14 protein-coding genes are annotated in these 19,113 nt (G+C 67.3%); 8 read left to right on the plus strand and 6 right to left on the minus strand.

What is annotated here, in order from left to right; translation table 11 throughout:
* Positions 1–337 precede the first annotated feature (337 nt).
* Positions 338–1,444 (plus strand): cytochrome P450 family protein, encoded by a 1,107-nt coding sequence (locus V6U86_RS00790; RefSeq protein WP_334497239.1) that lies wholly within the window; start codon positions 338–340, stop codon positions 1,442–1,444.
* A gap of 101 nt (positions 1,445–1,545) precedes the next feature.
* Here V6U86_RS00790 and V6U86_RS00795 read toward each other — a convergent pair whose 3' ends face one another.
* The gene (locus V6U86_RS00795) at positions 1,546–2,460 is read right to left on the minus strand and encodes an LLM class flavin-dependent oxidoreductase (protein ID WP_334497849.1); all 915 of its coding nucleotides are present in this window, start codon (positions 2,458–2,460) and stop codon (positions 1,546–1,548) included.
* An 8-nt stretch (positions 2,461–2,468) separates the two neighbouring features.
* Here V6U86_RS00795 and V6U86_RS00800 point away from each other — a divergent pair, with 8 nt between their 5' ends.
* Positions 2,469–2,942, plus strand: coding sequence for a MarR family winged helix-turn-helix transcriptional regulator (locus V6U86_RS00800; RefSeq protein WP_334497241.1), 474 nt, complete (start codon positions 2,469–2,471; stop codon positions 2,940–2,942).
* A 62-nt stretch (positions 2,943–3,004) separates the two neighbouring features.
* Here the strand turns inward: V6U86_RS00800 and V6U86_RS00805 are convergent, their stop codons facing one another.
* From V6U86_RS00805 to V6U86_RS00815, 3 genes are all read right to left on the minus strand, one after another.
* A complete protein-coding gene (locus V6U86_RS00805) occupies positions 3,005–4,330 on the minus strand; it encodes an FAD-binding oxidoreductase (RefSeq protein WP_334497243.1) in 1,326 nt (441 codons plus the stop codon).
* Positions 4,331–4,647: 317 nt separating this feature from the next.
* A complete protein-coding gene (locus tag V6U86_RS00810) occupies positions 4,648–6,804 on the minus strand; it encodes an MMPL family transporter (RefSeq protein ID WP_334497245.1) in 2,157 nt (718 codons plus the stop codon).
* Positions 6,805–7,183: 379 nt separating this feature from the next.
* Positions 7,184–7,621 (minus strand): acyl-CoA thioesterase, encoded by a 438-nt coding sequence (locus V6U86_RS00815; RefSeq protein WP_334497247.1) that lies wholly within the window; start codon positions 7,619–7,621, stop codon positions 7,184–7,186.
* A 401-nt stretch (positions 7,622–8,022) separates the two neighbouring features.
* Here V6U86_RS00815 and V6U86_RS00820 point away from each other — a divergent pair, with 401 nt between their 5' ends.
* Entirely contained in the window at positions 8,023–9,387 is a 1,365-nt protein-coding gene (locus tag V6U86_RS00820) for a BTAD domain-containing putative transcriptional regulator (RefSeq protein ID WP_334497249.1), read from the plus strand.
* Positions 9,388–9,464: 77 nt separating this feature from the next.
* Here V6U86_RS00820 and V6U86_RS00825 read toward each other — a convergent pair whose 3' ends face one another.
* Both V6U86_RS00825 and V6U86_RS00830 read right to left on the minus strand, forming a co-directional pair.
* Entirely contained in the window at positions 9,465–10,058 is a 594-nt protein-coding gene (locus tag V6U86_RS00825) for a sigma-70 family RNA polymerase sigma factor (protein ID WP_334497251.1), read from the minus strand.
* Positions 10,059–10,236: 178 nt separating this feature from the next.
* A complete protein-coding gene (locus V6U86_RS00830) occupies positions 10,237–10,446 on the minus strand; it encodes a hypothetical protein (RefSeq protein WP_334497253.1) in 210 nt (69 codons plus the stop codon).
* Positions 10,447–10,899: 453 nt separating this feature from the next.
* Here V6U86_RS00830 and V6U86_RS00835 point away from each other — a divergent pair, with 453 nt between their 5' ends.
* From V6U86_RS00835 to V6U86_RS00855, 5 genes are all read left to right on the plus strand, one after another.
* The gene (locus V6U86_RS00835; RefSeq protein ID WP_334497255.1) at positions 10,900–11,472 is read left to right on the plus strand and encodes an OsmC family protein; all 573 of its coding nucleotides are present in this window, start codon (positions 10,900–10,902) and stop codon (positions 11,470–11,472) included.
* A 4-nt stretch (positions 11,473–11,476) separates the two neighbouring features.
* Positions 11,477–12,688, plus strand: coding sequence for an FAD-dependent oxidoreductase (locus V6U86_RS00840; RefSeq protein WP_334497257.1), 1,212 nt, complete (start codon positions 11,477–11,479; stop codon positions 12,686–12,688).
* A 22-nt stretch (positions 12,689–12,710) separates the two neighbouring features.
* The gene (locus V6U86_RS00845) at positions 12,711–13,883 is read left to right on the plus strand and encodes an NAD(P)/FAD-dependent oxidoreductase (protein WP_334497259.1); all 1,173 of its coding nucleotides are present in this window, start codon (positions 12,711–12,713) and stop codon (positions 13,881–13,883) included.
* Between the two features lie 38 nt (positions 13,884–13,921).
* The gene (locus V6U86_RS00850) at positions 13,922–16,987 is read left to right on the plus strand and encodes an ATP-binding protein (RefSeq protein ID WP_334497261.1); all 3,066 of its coding nucleotides are present in this window, start codon (positions 13,922–13,924) and stop codon (positions 16,985–16,987) included.
* 549 nt (positions 16,988–17,536) lie between these two features.
* A complete protein-coding gene (locus V6U86_RS00855) occupies positions 17,537–19,057 on the plus strand; it encodes an MFS transporter (RefSeq protein WP_334497263.1) in 1,521 nt (506 codons plus the stop codon).
* Positions 19,058–19,113: the final 56 nt, after the last annotated feature.

Genomic DNA, 19,113 nt, shown 5'->3' on the forward strand with positions numbered 1-19,113 from the left:
TCAGGGGTCGAACTGCACGCGGTCAACGCCACGCCGGCAGCCATGAGGGCAGCGAAGGGCACCAGATACTTACGCATGATGTCGGGCTCTCCCAGTTTCTATCCGATTCCGGTACGTCCGGACGTCGTTCGGCATCCACACGGACTCCGCTTGGAATCGGTTCAGTCGACTTTGGCCCGACCCGTTGCGAGGTTCGGGTGAACCCACGGAGGTTCGCTACGTCGACACCGATATGGAGCCTCAAACCCAGCAACCGCCGGTTCAGGGGGAGCCCTTTCTGGGTTTCTTTCGTGGTGACGTCCACAGCGAACTGGCCGACTATCGTGAGCGGCGGCCGGTGACGCCGCTGCGTCTGCCCGACGGGCGGACCGGCTGGCTTCTGACCCGTCACGACGACGTACGCAGGGCGTTGGCTGACCCTCGCCTGGTCAAGGACGGACTGTTGTCCCCGCTCGGGTTCCGGCCGCAGCTGCCGCCCGACATCTACGCCGCTTCCGCGCAGAACATGCTCACCGTCGACCCTCCGGACCACACCCGCCTGCGCCGGCTGGTCCAGGGCGCTTTCACCGCGCGACGCATCGCCCGTCTCACGCCGGCCATCACTGCCGTCGCCGACCAGTTGATCGACGAGCTCGACACGCCGGGTCCGCACGACCTCGTGTCGAAGTTCGCATTCCCGCTCCCGATCACGGTCATTTCCGAGCTACTCGGCGTCCCGGCGGGCGACCGCGACAGCTTCATGGAGTCGGCGAGCATCATCGCCGCGGGCGCTCACCGCAGTCGCGAGTTGCCGAACGCCATGATCGGGATGATCGGCTACATCCGTGACCTTGTCGCCGCCAAACGTCGGCATCCCGGTGACGACCTGATCTCCGCTCTGATATCCGAGCGGGACAGTGGTGATCAGCTCACGGAGGACGAGCTTGTCTCGACGGTGTATCTGCTGCTGTTGGCCGGGTACGACACGACGGCGAACCTCATCGGCAACGGTGCCTGGCTGCTGCTCGACGACCCCACGCGGTGGAGTGCGGTCCGCGCCGACCCTGATCAGATGTCTCAGGTCGTCGAGGAGGTGCTGCGCTACGAAAGCCCGGTGCAGCTCGGGACTCATCGCATGACCACCGAAGACGTCACGTACGGCGGCCAGACCATCCCGGCCGGCTCGACGGTTCTGCTCTCGATCCTGGCAGCCCACCGTGACGCCGGTCAGTACACCGAGCCGGAGGCATTCGACGCGACCCGCGAACGGAGCCCGCACCTTGCCTTCGGCCACGGCATTCACCACTGCCTCGGCGCGCCACTCGCGCGCCTGGAGGCAAAGATCGCCTTCACCAGGTTGGTGTCGCGCCTGCCTGAGCTGCGACTGGTCGAAGGGTTCGCACCCCGCTGGCGGGCCAGCGCGCTGATGCACGGACTCGACGAACTCCTCGTGACAACGAGCTGAGGATCCGTCTGCGGGTCGTCGGCACGGACGACGCGTCACCGGCTCACCTGGCATCGGCCGGTGACGCGTCAGATCTTCGCCCGAGCTCCACCCCGGTTCGGTCATCCCCTCCCTGGGGTTGTGGCGGTGACGGTTGGGACGGCGAGTTCCCGGCGGAGCACCGGAGCGACCTCGGTGGCGAGCCGCTCGACGGACGCGAGGAGCTGCGCCTGGGGCGTTCCGCCGAAGCCGGCGGTGAAGTGCGGGTACATCGTCCGCCGTGCCTCCGTACTGGTCCGGCCGACGTGACCCTGCACGCCCAGCCCGACCCGCAGGGTGGCCGGATCGCGTCCGGCCCGCTCGCCCGCCAGCCGGTGGAGGTCGACGATCCGGGAGTGGCTGCCGACGGTGCCGAGCAGGACCCCGAGCATCACGGGCAGCCCTCGGGCGCCGGTCTCGACGGCGGAGGTCGGCGTGCCGCCCACGCCGACCCAGATCGGCAGCTCCTTCTGAAGGGACCGGGGTGCGATGTCGGCCTGGCGCAACGGTGGGCGGAAGCGCCCGTCCGACCAGGTGAGCGGGTTCGTCTCGCGGATCCGCAGCAGCAGGCCGAGCTTCTCCCGGAACAGGTCCGCGTAGTCGGCGAGGTCGTGGCCGAAGAGCGGAAAGGACTCGGTGTACGACCCGCGCCCGGCCATGATTTCGGCGCGGCCGCTGGACAGCAGGTCGAGGGTGGCGAACTGCTCCCAGACGCGGACCGGGTCGTCGGAGCTGAGCACCGTGACGGCGCTGGTCAGACGGATCCGCCGGGTGCGTTCGGCCATCGCCGCCAGCACCATCGGTGGTGCCGTCGCGACGAAATCCGAACGGTGGTGCTCGCCGACCCCGATAACGTCCAGGCCCGCCTGGTCGGCTGCCTCGGCGAGTTCGATGACGCCACGTAGGTGCTGGTGCGGTTCGGGAAGCTGGCCGCTGGCCGGGTCGGCGGTGAGTTCGCCGAAGGTGATCAGGCCGATCTCGAACGCACCGGCCGTTATCCTTGGGCATGTCCGCCGCCGGTGATCAGTGCGACCTGCCTGCCGACCGCAGACGCGGTTCGAACTTCGGCTGGTCTCTGGGCATGGTGCTGCGCCGCTGGCAGGAGTACGCCGAGGAGGCTTTGAAGGACCTGCCGCATGGCAGTCGCGGCTACCACATCCTGGCGGTGGTGGTCCATGAAGCGGTGCCGACGCAGGGCGCGTTGGCGGCCCGCCTGGTGATCGACCGCAGCGTCCTGACCTACGTCATAGATGACCTGGAGAACGCGGGGCTCATCGAGCGGCAGCTGGATCCACGCGACCGACGCGCCCGCCGGATCGTGGCCACCGAACGCGGGCGCCGAGCACTCGCCGACGCCGAACGCCGCGGTGACCAGCGTGCTACCCCCGGCAGAAGAGGCCGCCTCCTGACGCCCACGTGCCCGCTGGAGGGGTCGCTCTCATCCCGGGCGAGAAGGTCAGTCGCAAGGTGTGGGCGGTGAGGTGCCTCGCTCCTTGACGGCTGACCGTCGGCACAGGAGAGCGCCTGTGCCGACGGCCGAGCTCAGGCGGGAGCGATACCCGGGGTGCCCCCGAAAATGTTCGTCGGGTCGTAGCTGGCCTTGATCTCGGCCAGTCGCCCGTACGTCTCCGGCAGGTACGCCTCGGCGACCGCCTTCGGGGTGGCTTCGGCGGCGGTCAGGAAGTTCAGGAACTGCCGGCCGGTGCTCCACGGCCGGATGCCCTCGAAGACGCGGCCCAGGTGAGCCTGGATCGCCTCGGCCTGGTCAGGCCCACCGATCCCGACGGCGTAGCAGGTGAAGGCGGCACCCTGCAGGTCGGTGGCGTTGCCGGAGTACGGACGGCGATTCAGTGCACCGCCGAGGAGCCGAAGCTCGAAGATGGCCAGCGGGCTGCCCGCGTCGGGGCCGGCGTGCGTGACGATGGCATCGACAAGTTCCGGGGTGAACTCGGACAACAGTCCCGACCTGTCCTGGACCGGGATCGGGTTCGGCGGGTCGGCGTGGATGGAGGCGATCGCGGTGTACGGCATCTCGGTGACCGAGTCGATCAGTGTCGGGGCGATGGCTCGCAGCGGTGCGATCAGTCGCTCCCCTTCCTCAGCGGATCCGACGTAGGCGATCCGTACGTGTACCACCATCCCGCCGCGCAGCGGCTCCGGCACCTCGGGAAGGGGCGGCAGCTGGAGCAACGCGATGGACGAGTTCATCTCGTCCGGCACACTGGCGGTCCACCGGCCCCACGCGGTGAACACCTCGGACGCCCGGTCACCGGTGAAGAAGAGGCCGCCGCCGTAGATGTGGCTGACCGGGAAGAGGTTGAACTCCAAGGCGGTCACCACACCGACGGGGGCGCCCTTGCCGCCCCGCAGGGCCCAGAACAGATCCGGCTCGTCGGTGGCGGTCGCCACGCGCAGCTGACCGTCAGCGGTGACCAACTCGATCCGTCGTACCTGGTCGGCGGCGAAGCCGAAGGTCCGGCCGATCGGGCTCAACCCGCCGCCCAGGGTGTAGCCGACCACCCCGACGGTGGGCGACGCCCCGTTCAACGGGGCCAGACCGTGCTTGCCGGCGGCCTCGACGACCTGCTGCCATCGGACGCCGGCCTCGACCCGGGCGGTACGCGCTTCGACGTCGATGGTGACCGCGTCCATCCGCCGGGTGTTGATCAGAACCGTGCCGGCCGAGGAAGGCGCAGAGTGACCGGTGGCCAGCACCGCGATCGGCAGGCCATGCTCGGCTGCGAAGCGGATGGCAGCCTGGATGTCGCCGATGCCCTTGGCGCCTACCACGAGCGCCGGCCGCTGCGGGGCGGCGAGGTTGTACGACGCGCACTCGGCGTCATACCCGTCGTCGTCCGGAAGGAGCACCGGTCCAACTGTCTGGGCGGCGAGCCGTGCTGCCGCATCCGGGTTGATCGCAGCGCCACCGCCGGGCGAATTCTGGCTGGGGTTCATCAAGATGGCCCTTCGTGAGGTTGAGAGCGGGATTCGATTCAGCAGACGCGGTCGCGCGCGGCCAAGTTCGAAGCTCCGGCTGGCTCGTGTCACGCCTCACACCGACAGATTTCGCTAAAAACGCCAGGTCAGAGCTGGGGCAGGTGCGCCGATTGGCCGAGCAGGATGGGGGTCGCATTCGACGCGGCACCGGCCGGAGGCAGTGCCTCCGGCCGGTGCCGCCGCACGGATCAACGTGCGTTGACCGGCTCCGCCGGACGCCTCGCCTGGTTCGTGTCACCCTCGTCGGTCAGCGCATCGGGCATGGCGTGTCCTCGGCCGCGGGTCGGCAGCATCCGGTCCAGCCACGTCGGCAGCCACCAGTTGGCGCGGCCGAAGAGCATCATGGTCGCCGGCACCAGGACCAGCCGGACGATCGTGGCGTCGAGGGCGACCGCGGTGGCCAGTCCGACGCCGATCATCTTCGTGACGATGTCGGCGTTCGTCATGAATCCGGCGAACACCACCACCATGATCAGTGCCGCGGCGGTGATGGTCCGAGCGGTGGCGGCCAGGCCGCGCACCACGCTCTGGAACGGGTCCCCGGTGGTCAGCCACTCTTCCCTGATCCGGGACAGCAGGAAAACCTCGTAGTCCATGGAGAGCCCGAACAGGACAGCGAAGAGCAGCAGCGGAACCCAGGTCGAGACCGGTACCGGATGGTCCACCCCGAGCAGTTGACCGCCCCAGCCCCACTGGAAGACCATGGTCAGCACGCCGTACGCGGCCGCGACGCTGAGCAGGTTGACCAGCGCGGCCTTGATCGGCACCAGGATGCTACGGAACATGATGGTCAGCAGGATCACCGACAACCCGACCACCACGCCGACCACCAGCCACAGCCGTTCGGCCAGCAGGTCGGCGATGTCCACGAAGACCGCGGTGACCCCGGTGACTTCCGCGCCGGCCGGCAACACATCGTCGCGTAGCTGGTCCACCAGCTCACTGGAGCGCTCATCCTGCGGGCTGAACGCCAACTGCACGGTCAGCACGGCTGCCGTGGCGTCGGGTGCCAGCATCGGCTCCGAGACCGTCGCCACCCCGGGCACGGCCGCGATCTGCTCTCGCAACGCCGGTACGGATTCCCGCGGCACCGCGGTCAAATCCACGGCCACCACGAGCGGGGCGTACGCGCCAGGTCCGAACTCGGCGGCGATGAGGTCGTACGCCCGCCGGACCGTGTTCTCGGTGGGCTGGCTGCCCGCGTCCTGCGGCCAGGTCCGCATGGTCAGCGCGGGTGCACCGAGCAGCAGCAGGGCCGCGAGAGCGAGCAGAGCCCAGCCGGCGGGACGTCGGCCCACCCGTTCCGCCCAGCGGGCGGTCACCGGTGGCCGCTGCCGCGGCTCGTCGTCGAAGAGACGCCGCCGACGACGGATGATCCGCCGGCCGCTGATCGCGCACAACGCCGGCACCAGTGTGATCGCCGCCGTCATCACCGTCGCCACCACGATCGCAGTGGCATACCCGTAGGTGCGGTACGCGGCGAGGCCGGAGAAGACCAACCCGAAAAGGGACAGCAACACGACCGCGCCGGCGACCAGGATGGACCGACCGGCGACAGCCGTGCCCCGGGCTGCCGCCACCCGTGGTTCCAGACCGACACGCAGCCCTTCGATGTGCCGGGTCACCAGCAGCAGGGCGTAGTCGATGCCGACACCCAGGCCGACCATCGCGGCGGCGGCCGGCGCGGTGGTGCCGATGTCGGTGAGCGCGGCCAGCAGCAGGATTCCCGACGAGCCGATGCCGAGCCCGATCAGCGCTGCGATGATCGGCAGTCCGGCCGCCACCACCGAGCCGAAGGCGATGATCAGGATGACGAGCGCGATCAGCACGCCGACCAGTTCGCCTGTGTGACTGGTGGGTTTCTCACCCTCCGGCACCTGGCCCGCGTACTCCACCTGAAGGCCCGCGTCCCGCGCCGGCCCAGCGGCGGCACGCAGTTGTTCCATGGCGTCGGCGTCGAGGTCGGTCACCGGCACGGTGTACCGGACGTCGATGAGCGCGGTGTCCCCGTCGGTGGACCTCTGTGCCGGGCCGGCCACGCCGACCCGCTCCACGACGCGCAGCGCGTCGACCACCCGGTCCAGCAGCGCCGGATCCAGTTCGTCGCCGGCCGGGTCGTGCACCACCACCCGCGCCTCGGTGCCGGACAGGCCGGGGAACCGTTCACGGAGCAGGTCTGTGCCGGCCTGCGACGAGGTGCCGGGTACGTCGTAGTCGTCGCGGGGTGTGCCGCCGACGGTAGCCGCCAAACCGAGCGCCAGCACCAGGATGGCGACCCAGGCGGAAAGGGTCAACCAGGGACGGGCCGCGCAGAGCGTCCCGATCCGGTGCAGTGTTCGATTCACCGTCGGATCCTTCCAGGATGGGGTTTCAGGGCGGGTGCCTCAGTAGGCACGTCCAGAATTGAACTCAACCTCATGCCTTTGACAACGGGGCAGACCCGAGGTCGTTCACCGACCGGTCGTCGACGCCGGCACTGCCCCCGGCCACGCCAGGTTGCCTTTTGCGCCGTGGTGTGCAGTGAGTCGGGCTGACATGTGAAAGCGTCTGGCCTCGGAAGACTCGCGTCATTGATCGGCGGTTACCGCTGTTCTCCGCGATTGTCGAACCGAATCATCGACGTACTCCCCGGTAGCATCGCCTTGCGCAATGAAAGGCCTACGAACGGTGAATCCAGTGTGGGTTATTGTTTTGGTGACCTGAATTACTGCCCGCAAGCCTCGGTCAGCGCTGATCATCGGCGGGCGGAAGGTCGACGACGGACGGTTGGTGGAGGAACTTCCGCCAGACGACAACACCATCGTCGACGAGCTTGCGTTCGGCGAGATTCATCAGGCCGGTCAGGCTGGTAACCTCGGCAGCCACGACACCATCCGAGCGGCGGACGGTTGACTGAATGGTTTTGACGAACTTCGGGGACCCGTACTCGAACCGCGTTTCGATGTCGATCTCGTCCCCGAGCATGAGTTCGCGTCGGTATTTGATGGAGACGTCCAGCACTACCGGGCCGAACCCCGCTGAGGCAAGCTTCTTGGCCGAGAGCCCGGCCTGGGTGAGTGCGATCCAGCGGGCGTGTACGGCATAGTCGAGGTACTTGGAGCCGCGAACATGTCCGTTCGAATCGATATCGTCGCTGCGGATGATGATGTGTGTCGAGTGCATGGGCGTCTCCGTCGTGGGGCGTCGAGTGGACCCTCTGTCTTGTACGGACGAGCCCGGGGCGCCAGGGTTCAGCGGACCTGTCCAGTTGGCGGTCTGGCCTGGGCCCTTGCCCTGGCAGGGGTGCCGACGAAGGGGTGACCTACGCTGCGGCAATCGTGATGACTGGAGCCGAAAGATCCTTGGGCGGACGAGCGGTGGTTCATTGTGGGCGTGCGGATGCGCCCGGTGTGCACTCAACGGAACGCAACAGTTGCTGGGCAGAGTTGGTGGGGTTGGCGGTATAATGACCAGGTTTGGTGTGCGGGTGCGGTTGGTGCGATCTGGTCCAACCAGACCGGAGATCTGACATTTGTTGACGAAACTGTTCCATAGCATTGTGTTCACGGCGGAAAGGCTTACCCGTGACTAACGACAATGACGGATCTCCGACCTTGCTATTCGAGGTGCTCGGTCCGATCCGGGTTCGGCGCAACGGTCAGGAGCTCGACCTCGGCCCTCGCCAGCAGCGGTTGATCCTGGCGCTTCTCCTGGCTCGCATCGGTGAGCCTGTGGGCATAGGGGAAATAGTCTCGATGTTGTGGGGGAGTCAACCACCATCGAGTGCCGTCAACATAGTCCATCGTTACGTGGGCAATTTGCGTCGGCTTGTCGAGCCAACTCTCGGTCCTCGGGTGAGAAGTTGTCTGCTCGTTTCCGACGCCGCCGGCTATCGCCTCCTGTTGGACGAGAAGAGTCTCGATGTGCTGCTCTTCAGGCGGTTCGCACTGGAGGCGCGGGCGGCGATCAATGCGCAGCAACCGGGGATGGCGATGGCAGCCTATTCCAAAGCTCTGGAACTTTGGCGAGGGCCGTGCGCAGGCGCTTTAGATCTGCTGGCGGAGCAGTCTGATGCGTTCGACGCGGTTGACCGCGAATGCGCCCGGCTTGCCCGTGAGGCAGCCGACCTGTCGCTGAGCTTGGACGGCGGTCACTCCGTGCTTCAGGCATTGAGATGCATGGCAACCTCTTACCACTTCGATGAGGCGCTGCAGGCCAAGCTGATGCTGATCCTGTCTGCCGCCGGTCAGCAAGCTGACGCGATCGCCATCTATCACTCGCTGCGTCGGAAGCTCACGGAGGAGTTGGGGATCGACCCCGGTGCCGAACTTCGAGCGGCCTATCGTCAAGTTCTGCAGAGTTCGAGCGTAGCTGGCCGGCAAGAGAAGGAAGGGCGCCGGCACGACACCGGGTCGGGGCAGGAGGCGGGCCGGGACTCTTGTGCCACGTGCAGTGCGACTGCTTCGCCCGATCAGATTTCGCAATCTCATTACGACGGCGTCACTCATACCGCACCGATCACGGTCAGCAGCGACGATATCGGTTCCAACGGGCGGGTCCGTAGCTCGAAGTATCTCGATTACTCGATCCAAGCCCGGTGGGCGGCGCTCGCCGACGCTGGTCTGTCGATCAAGGAGTTGGCGTCGGCGGGCCTGGGGCCGGTGGAGTTGGACGTATCCATCAAGTACATGCGTGAGCTGGTTTTCGGTGACGAGATCGATGTCGTTACTCGTTTCGAATACCCGTCTCCGAAGATCGTCCGGCTCGTTCAGTCAATGGTCCGGCGCTCCGACGGCGCCCCGGTCGCCGTGGTGACCGCCGTCACGGGTCTGATGGATCTCGCATCGCAACAGTTGGTCGACAATGCCGCTGCCATATGGGCGGACTTCCTGCGAGACCTGGCCGTCGTCGGTCTCGCCAGTCCGTCCGAACCCGACCAGCCGTCCTGACCGGCGCGGATTCCGTCGCTGCGGTGCGGTGAACGGAAGGCGACGGCAACGCGATCGCGGCGAGGTCTGCTCTCCGATCACCGGATGGTTGGCTCGGCCCCGTCCAGCTCGTCGCGCAGGAACTTCATCGCGTAGTGCGAACGCGATTTCACGGTGCCGACGGGAACGCCGAGCTGCGCGGCGGCCATCTCGAGCGAGTGGCCCTTCACGTGCAACTCGACGAGGACGGATCGGTGGGCCGGACTCAGCCGGGCGATGGCCTGCTGCAGCGTCAGCTTGGCGATCACCGTTTCCGCAGCCTCGTTTCCGAAGCCGACGGGCTCGGTGTCGACAAGACTGACCTCCGCCGGTCGCGACTGCCGCTTCCGGTACGCGTCGATGGCCAACCGACGTGCCACGGTGAACAGCCAGCGACGTTGCGACTCGGACTCGGTAGGTACCGCGTCGAGGTTGCGCCAAGCGCGCAGCATGGTCTCCTGTGCCAGATCCTCCACGGTGTGGGCCGCGTCCGCAGACACCAGACTCCGCAGGAAACGCAGCAGGGCGCGGCCATTGTTGCCGTGGATTTCCTGGATGAAGAACTCGGCCCGGGACGCCGGCGGCTGCGCGCCGGCGGGGGAGCGCTCAGGTGTGGGTAGGTCGGCGCTGCTGAGCGTAGTAGCGGTGGTCATGATTCATCCCCGTAGCAATTCCAGCAGGTCAGGGGCAAGGCTAGGGAGAGCGAGTGTAAATCCACTTAACTGCTAGTTACCTCGCTCTGAGTGATCGACACCACACGGCCTAGTGGCTCGGGCGGCGCGCGATCAAGCAATTTGTTCCACGACCGTCGAACTTTTTCGTGATCCCCAATCAAAAGCGCGTCGCGAGCCCGACTATGTTGTTCGACGTCTGCTCGCGCGGAAGGTTCAGACGTCCGGCTGCGACGTGGCTGTCGCGCCGGCGTGCGCTCCCGATCGACAATCTCTCGTACGGCCGCCGGATCAGACCGTCGGACAGGTAAGCCTCGTCATCGGGATGTGCCGAAATTTCTAGCATCGAGCCCAGCTCATCAACGTTCACAATGCTCTCCAAAATTGAGAGTGGTGCTCCTGCGAGGTGCTTCTACCGTGCGATGACCAACGCGAACACGGCGACCGCGGCCAACTGGGGGTCGGCCGCACGGGAACGCCGAGAATGGCTGCCCTGCACCTGTTCACCGCGCCACCCGCACCGGGCCCGACGTGTGCCGTGGCGACAACCGGAGCGAGCGACACGGGAAAGTTACGAGCCTCACCTTCCCGCAACCTTCCCGACGCCCGCCCTGGTCCGGCCACGACCAGGCCGCCGTCGTTGTGGGCAGCTCCGCCGAACTCCTGACACCTGCTCGCCGGGCAACGCCCTCAACTCGTCCCGACGGACAAGAGCCGGGAAGGTTCCGGGAAGGCGGGGCTCGTAGCTTTCCCGGCGTTGCCTGCTCCGGTTGTCACCGCGACGAAGTCGGGTCCGGAATGGGCGGCACAAGGGAGAAGGACTGTGGGTACGACTTCGGAGCGCCCGCCGCTCAATGGCGTTGACACGCCGGCCCTCTTTGCCACGCTCGACGCTGTGCGGTCCCAGCCGGAGCTGGCGAAGTTCCAGTTTCGTGCGGTCAACCGGTGGGTCAGTGGCACTCACAACCGCAGCGAGATTCAGGGCTTCTACGGTGCCGGTCAGGAGGACATGAGCCGCACTGAGCCGTTCACCTACGATTCGGATCATCCCAAGGTGTTGGTGGGCGGGGGAAACGGTCCCGCGCCGGTGGAGTATCTGCTGCACGCGATTGCGTCGTGTCTCACGTCGGGTCTGGCGAACATTGCGGCGGCCCGCGGGGTGAAGCTGAACTCGGTTGAGGCGACCGTCGTCGGCGACATCAATCTGCTCGGCATTCTCGGTATGTCCGAGGAAGTGCGTAACGGGTACCAGGGGATTTCGGTGAGCTTCCGGATCTCTGGGGACGCCTCGGACGATGTCCTGCGCGGGTTGATCGAGCAGTCACGTCGCCGTTCGGCTGTCTACGACGTGTTCACCAATGGCGTACCGGTCGTCATCGACGTGACGACTGAGTAGAGCCATGACAACCACCGATACGGTCATCATCGGTGCGGGCCACGCGGGGCTGGCGATGAGCCAGTGCCTTACCGGATACGGCATCGAGCATGTCGTACTCGAACGCGGCCAGGTGGCGCAGCGGTGGCGGTCGGGCCGGTGGGACTCATGCCGGCTACTGACGCCGAACTGGCTCTCCCGGTTGCCCGGTTGGTCCTACCAGGGCGACGACCCCGATGGGTTCATGTCTGCTGCGGCTTTCGCTGACCATCTGTCCGCGTACGCCAGGATCAGCCGGGCGCCGGTGCTGGAGAACACCACTGTCATCGGGGTTCGGGCCGACGGTGAGAGTTATCTGGTATCCACCGACGCGGGCACTTGGCGGACGCGCTGCGTCGTCATCGCCACCGGGTACCACTCCCGGTCGCTGGTGCCGGCGCTGGCTGGTGAGTTCTCGCCGACGATCACTCAGATCGGCGCGGCTGCCTACCGGAATCCCGCGCAGGTGCCCGCCGGTGGCGTTCTCGTGGTCGGCGCGTCGTCAACCGGGGTGCAGATCGCCGATGAGCTGGCCCGGTCCGGCCGTGAGGTGACCCTGGCAGTCGGCGAGCACACGCGGATGCCGCGGCGGTATGGCGGCCGGGACGTTTGGTACTGGCTGGACCGCCTCGGGAGCCTCGACCGCACTCTTGACGAGGTGCCGGACCCGCACCGTGCCCGCCGCGAGCCGTCGCTTCAACTCGCGGCCGGCCGGGCGCTTGACCTGGGCGTGCTGACGAATCGCGGAGTTCGCCTGGCCGGTCGCCTGGTCCAGGTGGACGGGAGGGATCGGGCGATCTTCGCGGACGATCTCCAGGACACGACGACACGGGCCGAGATCCGATTGCGCCGGGTATTGGAGACGATTGACCGGTACGCCGTTTTCACCCGCTCGGCCGACATTCCGCCCCTTGTCATCGACCGCGGGCTACGAGAGGCAACCGGTCTGAGTTCCGTGGTGTGGGCGACCGGCTTTCAACCCGTCTACCCGTGGCTGCAGGTACCGGTTTTGGACAGTACTGGTCACCTGCGTCACCACCGCGGGGTGACAGACGCGCCTGGGCTCTACTCGATCGGGTTGCGGTTTCAGCACCGACGCAACGCCACCCTGATTGATGGCGCCCGGCACGACGCGGCGTATCTCGCCGAGCAGATCGCCGTGAGGCTCCGCCAACGAAGTAGCAATCTCACCAAGTAACTATCAGTAGAGGGAGGTCGGTATGACAGAGGACTACGACGTAGTCGTCGTCGGGGCCAGGCCGGCGGGTGCCGCGACGGCGCTACTGCTGGCACGGCAGGGTCTGCGGGTGTTGGTGTTGGAGCGGGCGAAGCCCGGCGCTGACACGCTCTCAACTCATGCGCTGATGCGGGCGGGCGTAGCCCAACTCACCCGGTGGGGCCTGCTGGATCCCATCGTGGCGGCAGACACGCCTGCGGTGCGGCGCACCCGCTTCCACTATCCAGGTGAGCAGGTCACCGTGTCGATCAAGCCTGCTGCCGGCGTGGACGCACTTTACGCCCCTCGCCGCACGATCCTGGACCGGCTTCTCGCCGAAGCCGCCGAGAACGCCGGCGCCACAGTTCGATACGGCGTCACCGTCACCGGCCTGGAGCGCGACCGGTCTGGGCGAATCACTGGCGTCGTGGGGCACGACCAGTCATCGGCGCCGGTGCGAGTGCGGTCCTGGTTGACCGTCGGCGCCGACGGTGCCGGGTCGACCGTGGCTCGCCTGGTGGGGGCACCGAACGTGCGGGTCGGAAGCGCCAGCAGCGCGATTATCTATGGTTACTGGGACGGGCTTGGGGTTACCGACTACGAGTGGTTCTACCGCCCGGGTGCCTCGGCAGGAATGATTCCCACCAACGACGGCAAGGTGTGTGTCTTCGCCGGAACCAGCGCCCAAAGGTTCAATCAGGAGATGAGTGGTGATCTGCGGGGTTCGTACCTGCGACTGCTTGCCGATGCGACCGGTCCGGCGGCCACTGAGCGCTTGCCCGAGTCGGTCGCGCCGCGGCGGCTCTACGGCTTCCCTGGACGCTTCAGTTATCTGCGGCAGGCCCACGGAGCGGGATGGGCGCTGGTAGGGGACGCCGGTCAGTTCATCGACCCGTTGAGCACCAATGGGATCACTGATGCGTTGCGTGACGCAGCCCTGCTTTCACGGCAGGTCGCAGCGATTCTGTCCGGTGTCGGGGAAACCGAGGCGCTGGCCGCATACCAGGCGGAACGGGATCAGCTCGCGACACCCATTTTTGACGTTGTCGATGAACTCGCCGGCTACCGGTGGGATGTGCCAGCGGTACGCGAGTTGCTCCTGCGGCTGAATTCCGCTTTCAGCGCCGAGGTCGAGGCACTAACCGGCCCGGGTGGCGTCGTTACCATTGAGAGATGAAAAAGTGCGTGGCGGTGCGCCTTCTTGGTGGATTCGGGGTGACGGTCGACACGGTTGCGGTGCCGGGCACGGCGTGGACCCGACGCCAGCCGATCACGCTTGTCAAACTGTTGGCGCTCGCGCCGGGCCGACAGCTCCACCGTGAGCAGGTCATCGCGGCACTCTGGCCGAATGCCACAGTCGAGGAAGCGGCACCCCGGCTACACAAGGCAGCACACTACGCCCGCCGGGTCCTCGGCCCCGATGGTGTGGTACTTCACCGGGAGTTGGTCTCGCTCTTCCCGAACGTCGGGACCGAAGTCCGCATCGACGCGGTCGAGTTCGATGATCTTGCTTCGGAGGCGCTGAAAAACGAGGACGTCACGGCGGCCGGCCGGGCCGTCGACGCATACGACGGTGATCTTTTGCCGGAGGACCGCTACGAGGAGTGGGCCCAGGGCCACCGTGACCGACTGCGCCGCACCTACCTCGAGGTGTGTCGGCTCGCCGGGCGGTGGAGCGATCTGGTTGAAGCAGACCCGACGGACGTGCGCGTAGGTGTGGCGCTGATGCGTGAGCGTGCCGAGTCGGGCGACCATCACAGTGCGCTACGCCTGTTCGAGCGTCTCGGCCGGGCCCGTCAGCTCGAGCTCGGTGCGGTGCCCGACGCGGAGGCGCTGGCGCTGCGCGATGCGCTGATCGGCCCGACCTCGCAGGGGGCCGCAAGCCAGTTCCTGGTCGGCAGGAGGCGGGAAAGGGCCGCGTTGGAGCGTGTGGTCGAGGAGGCCGCAACGGGACGCGGCCGTGCCGTCCTCATCGCGGGCGCAGCTGGCATGGGCAAATCCACCCTTGCCGCATGGCTACGCGAGCGGGTCGTCGCCGACGGCTGGCGTACCGGTCAAGGCGTTGTCTCGGCGGTCGAAGGCGCCTGGCCCTTCGCTCCCGTGTTGGACGCGCTGGCCGACCTCGCACGCCGCCATCCCACCCTGCTCGACGGCCTCAACGACCGCTATCGGGACGACATCGACCGGGCTTTGTCAGGGGATGCCGGGAACTGGGCCGGCCAGAACGCCTCGCAGCGGTTGTTCATAGCGGTGGCCCAACTGGCACGCCTCGCGGCAGCCGGGCCGGGTCTGCTGCTTATCGTCGAGGATGTCCACGACGCGGACGACGGGACCATGCGGCTACTGCGCTACCTGGTCCGCAGCTGCAGGGACGAACGGCTGGTGCTCCTGCTTACGCACCGACGGCAGCCGACCACAGACGCCTTCGAGCGGATCCGCAACAGCCTGCTCGGCCGCTCCGGCGCGCTTGACCTCGCGCTGCCGTCACTGACCCAATCTGAGACCGCCGCGCTCGTCGCCGCGCAGGCACCGGACCTGCCTGACGATGTCGTGGAACACATCTGGTCGATTTCTGGTGGAGTCCCGTTCACTGTCACCGAGCTGGCCCGCTCGGCCGTCGATGGAGAACTTCGCGCACCGGCCGAGGCGGTGCTGGGCTCGCTGGCCCCACCCACACGTGCGGCGCTGGAGCGCGTGGCGCTCATGGGCTCCACGTTCGACACCGACGGGTTCATCGCGATGAGCGATCTGCCCGAGGAGCAGGCGTTCGACTGCCTGGACGCCGCCCTGGCCGTCCTGGTCGTCGAGCGGACCCTACGAGGCTTCCGGTTTCGCCATCCGCTTATCCGCGAGGCCCTGCTGGACGCGGTCCCGCCCCACCGGCGTGCGGCCCTGCACCGCTCCTGCGCGCGGCGCCTGATCGAGTTCGGCGCGTCACCGGCACGCATCGGCCACCACCTGCTCGCCGCAGGTGACACCGTTGCAGCCGTACCTTTCGTGCTGCGCGCCGCGCAGACCGAAGTGGCGGTCGGTGCCTTTCGAGACGCCCTGTCTCTGGTGGAGTCCATTCTCGGGGCGGCCCGCGACGAAGAGCTGGTAGCGGCCCGGACCGTGCGAGCCGACGCGCTCGCCGCGATCGGCGACCCAGCAGCACTCTCCGCCTACCGTGAGGCGCTCGCGGTGGCCGACCAACGGCAGGCTCGAGTGCTGCGGGCAAGGATGGGACAGCTCGCGGTTCTGTCCGGGGACACCGACACCGCAGCGGCGGTCCTGCACGGTCTGGAGCCCGATGGCGGGCCGGACGATTCGGCCGTCCTACTCGCCCACGGCGCTCTCGCCTACTTCACCGGCGACATCGACGGTGCCAGGGCGGCGGTCGCCGATTCGCTACGCGCCGACCCGGCACAAGGCTCCGCCCTGCTCCAGTCAAACCTGGTCGCCCTGCGTGGGCTGATCACGCACACCCGTGGTGAATGGAACCACACGCTGCGCGCAGAGCTGATGCGTACCCGCGACGACCCCGGGCTGGCCACCACCGTCTTCGACGCGCACCTCTGCGTCGCCGAATATCTGCTCTACGGGCCCACGCCCTACGAGGACGTCATCGACCTCGCTCAAGGCCTGCGCCGTACCGCCCAGTCCTCCGGCGTTCTCCGGGCTGTCGCCTTCGCCAGAGCCCTGGCCGGCGAGGCGGAACTACTCGCCGGAAATCTCGACACAGCCGAGCGCGAACTCAGCACAGCCGTTGACCTGCACCGCGAGATCGGCGCCACCGCTGGCGAGGCCCATTCGTTGCAGCGGCTCGCGGAGGTGCACCTCACGCGTGGTCACCTGCGCACCGCGACGCGGCTACTGCGTCGGGCACTTCCCTTGGCGCGTTCCTCAGTGCTCGCCCCCCACCTGATTCAGCGGATCTACGGCACGACGGTGGCCGCTGCGGACTCGCCGGAGACCGCCCGGGCGGCCATCAACGCGGCGAAGGCTGCCATGACCCAGACCGACTCCTGCGATTTCTGCGCCATCATGTTTGAGGTTCCCGCGGCCATCACCTGCGTCCGCGTCGGCGACTTGGACGCGGCGCGGGAGTTTCTCGCGGCGGCGGAACGTTCAAGCACCCTCTGGGAGGGCACGGCGTGGCAGGCCGCCACGCTGGAAGCCCGCGCGCATCTGGTGGCGGCCGAAGGCGACGCGGAGCAGGCACGGCAACTGCGACACCGCGCGGCAGATTTGTTCGACGATGTCGCGCACCCCCTGGACGCGGCCCGTTGCCGCGCCGGCTGATGCGGTGTTGACCTCTTCGGGTTTGCGGGCAACGCTCGATCCGCTAATCCTGAGAGACAGGCTGTGCTGGGACGCCCGGCCGGGATCCCGTGCACTGCCGCGCACAGACGACGTCAATCGTCGACTGTGGAGGGCAGGGCGCTGGGCGCGCCCGAAGCGCAGACGTCCGACGCGGCGGGTCCAACCTCGCCGCGTCGCAGGGTGTCCGCCCCGCCGTCGATGTGGCGTCACCGGTCACCGGGTGGGGCGGCGCGTCAGCACCAGCCGTTGACCGGGTTGGCCGCTCCGATGTAGTGGTAGGCGTCGGGGATCCAGGTGCCGTCGGTGGGCCGGTTTCACAGGTCGGTGGTGCCCCAGCGGCCGCTGGTGGTGGTGCCGTCGATGGCTCCACGCTTGTCTCCAACACCGCCCAGACTCGACGCCTTGGCCCGTATCGCACCAATCAACCGTTTTGCCTTCCTGAAATCACCTCACTAACCGAAAAGCGGAAAAGAGTAAGTTACTAAGGGGCCATTTGTCGTTGCACCGCCAGTCCAGAATCCTCTAAGGGTGCGGCCGATCCGAATCCGGCCAATGTCCTTACTTGTGAGGGGAAAAATGGCAAGGTCCAAGACGATTCTCTGGATCGTCCTCGTCGCCCAGTTCATGGTCGTGCTCGATTCGACCATCGTGACGGTGGCGCTCCCGTCCATCGGATCGGGGTTGAACTTCGACAGCCAGCTCCAGCTGCAGTGGGTGATCAACGCATACATCCTGCTGTTCGGCGGCTTCCTGCTGTTCGGTGGGCGAGCCGGTGACCTTCTGGGCCGGCAGCGCCTCCTGGTGGTCGGCCTACTGCTGTTCGGCTTGTCGTCCGCGGTCAACGGGTTCGCGCAGAACCCGGAAACGTTGATTATCGGCCGGGCGATGCAGGGGCTCGGCGGTGCTCTGATTTCCCCTGCCGTGCTGTCGATCATCATCGTGACCTTCGGAGGGGTGAAGGAGCGGGCGAAGGCGCTCGGCGTCTTCAGCGCGGTTACCGCCTCCGGCAGCGCTGCCGGCATGCTGGCGGGCGGTGTCCTCACCGAGTGGTTCGACTGGCGGGCCATCTTCCTGGTCAACCTGCCGATCGCCGCGATCGCGATCCTCGCCGCGCTGAAGTTCGTCCCGAACAGCAAGCACGCGACCGAGGGACGGACCCGCATGGACCTGCCCGGTGCGGTCACCATCACGGCCGGATTGATGCTGCTGGTCTACGGCGTCGTGAATGCGGCCGAGTGGGGCTGGGGCTCGGGCAAGGTGTGGCTGTTCATCGGGGCTGCGGTTGCTCTGATCGTAGTGTTCCTGATCATTGAGAGCGTGTCGAAGCAGCCGCTGGTGCGGCTGGGCATCTTCAAGGTCCGTGCTCTGGCATCCGCCAATGTGGCGATGGTCCTGATGACCGGCGGCATGTTCGTCATGATGTTCTTCCCGACGCTCTACCTGGCACAAGTCAAGGGCTACAGCCCGATCGAGGTGGGACTGGCGTACCTGCCGTGGCCAGTCGCGATGGCCGTCGCCGGCACGATGGCTCAGAAGATCATCGCCAAGGGTGGTCCCAAGCCGGCCCTGTGGATCGGCCTGTTGATCCTGGCCGTCGGTCTCTTCCACCTGGGCCTCCTCGACGCGGACAGCTCCTACGCCGGGGGAGTCCTGCCCGGCATGCTGCTGACCGCGATCGGCGCGGGATTCGCCTGGGCGGCCATGTTCCTGGTGGCCTCGGTTGGTGTGCAACCCGAGGAGAGCGGGCTGGCCTCCGGCCTGATCAACACCTCGCAGCAGCTGGGCAGCGCGATCGGCCTGGCGACGCTGAGCTCGGTCGCCGCAGCGTACACCCTGGACCTGATCGACAGGGGCGTCGAGCCAAACGAGGCCCTGGTCAGGGGATTCGACCGCGGTTTCCTGATCGGCGGAATCATCCTGCTGGCCGCGGCCGCGATTGTCATCCTCGGCATCCGATCGTCCGACGGCCGGCACATCGCCGAGTCGGCCCAGCCGGCCGATCCCGACCAGGTGCCGGTCATCAACCTGGAGCCCGCGCTCGGCGACTGACGGGTGGCGCGCGGCCGCGACGTGACGGCCGTACGGTCGGGGGCGGAAGCGCAGCC

This window comes from Micromonospora sp. CPCC 205558 (genome assembly GCF_036902955.1).
Classification (GTDB): Bacteria; Actinomycetota; Actinomycetes; order Mycobacteriales; family Micromonosporaceae; genus Micromonospora.